We start from the raw sequence: 1,226 nt of genomic DNA on the forward strand, positions 1-1,226 counted from the left end.
CGATCAATGTTCTGGGTATCATCGTTTTCTTCTCCTCTCTTATCTCAGGTCTTTATCACATTGGTGTGATGCCAAAAGTTATCAACTTCATTGGTGGTGGTATTCAAAAGCTTCTTGGCATTGGTCGTGCTGAGTCTTTGTCTGCAACAGCAAACATTTTTGTCGGCACTATCGAAGCGCCACTAATGGTGAAACCCTACCTAAAGCACATGACTGATTCGCAGTTCTTTGCGGTAATGACAGGTGGTTTGGCATCAGTAGCTGGTGGTACGTTGGTAGGTTATGCCTCGTTGGGTGTTGATCTTAACTACCTTATCGCTGCTGCCTTTATGTCTGCGCCCGCAGGCTTGTTGATGGCAAAAATTCTCATGCCAGAAGATGTGAACAAAGCACCAGATATCGACATTAGCCAAGTGGAAATTCCACGCGCAACTAACGTGGTTGAAGCGTTAGCCGATGGCGCAATGGCGGGTGTTCGTATCGCTGTGTCTGTAGGTGGTACGTTGTTAGCGTTCATCAGCGTAATCGCGTTGTTGAACGGGATGCTAGGTTGGGCTGGAGACCTTATTGGTACGCCACTAAGCTTTGAGCTTATCTTAGGCTACGTATTTGCACCTGTCGCATGGTTGTTAGGTGTGCCATGGGAAGAGGCGATTACGGCGGGCTCGCTTATCGGTAACAAGATCGTGGTGAACGAGTTTGTTGCTTTCATCCAACTAGCAGAAGTGAAATCTCAGCTAAGTGCTCACTCTCAAGCTATCGTGACTTTCGCACTGTGTGGTTTTGCAAACATCTCTAGTATGGCAATGCTGATCGGCGGATTGGGTTCTTTGGTACCAGAGAAGCGTGCATTTGTTTCTAAGCATGGTTTCCGCGCGATTATTGCCGGCGTTATGGCGAACTTGATGAGTGCTTCTATTGCGGGTGTGATTTTAAGTCTGTAATTGAAATAGATATCTAAAATTAGCAAAAAGGCTCCTTGCGGAGCCTTTTTCGTATCTCAATATTGATGTTATTGTTCAGTATGGAACTGCTCGCAAGCCAACATCGTGTTCTCAATCAAGCTTGCTACGGTCATTGGGCCAACACCACCAGGAACCGGAGTAATGAAGCTCGCGCTTTCGCGTGCTTTGTCGTATTCCACATCGCCCACTAGCTTGCCTGAATCAAGACGGTTAATGCCTACATCGACAACCACTGCGCCTTTTTTAATCCACTCGCCAGGG

At 47.1% G+C, this 1,226-nt stretch carries 1 protein-coding gene and 1 pseudogene; one reads left to right on the forward strand and one right to left on the reverse strand.

The annotated features are described in order from the left end of the window. The first annotated feature begins 2 nt into the window (after window positions 1-2). Window positions 3-944 carry a NupC/NupG family nucleoside CNT transporter gene (locus R7Q47_RS25260; protein ID WP_318090077.1) on the forward strand — a complete coding sequence of 314 codons (942 nt, stop codon included), beginning with the start codon at window positions 3-5 and terminating at the stop codon, window positions 942-944. A 68-nt stretch (window positions 945-1,012) separates the two neighbouring features. Here R7Q47_RS25260 and R7Q47_RS25265 read toward each other — a convergent pair. Continuing rightward, a pseudogene (locus R7Q47_RS25265) lies at window positions 1,013-1,226 on the reverse strand (bifunctional methylenetetrahydrofolate dehydrogenase/methenyltetrahydrofolate cyclohydrolase); the annotation flags it as partial.

The organism is Vibrio sp. Vb0349 (genome assembly GCF_033338975.1).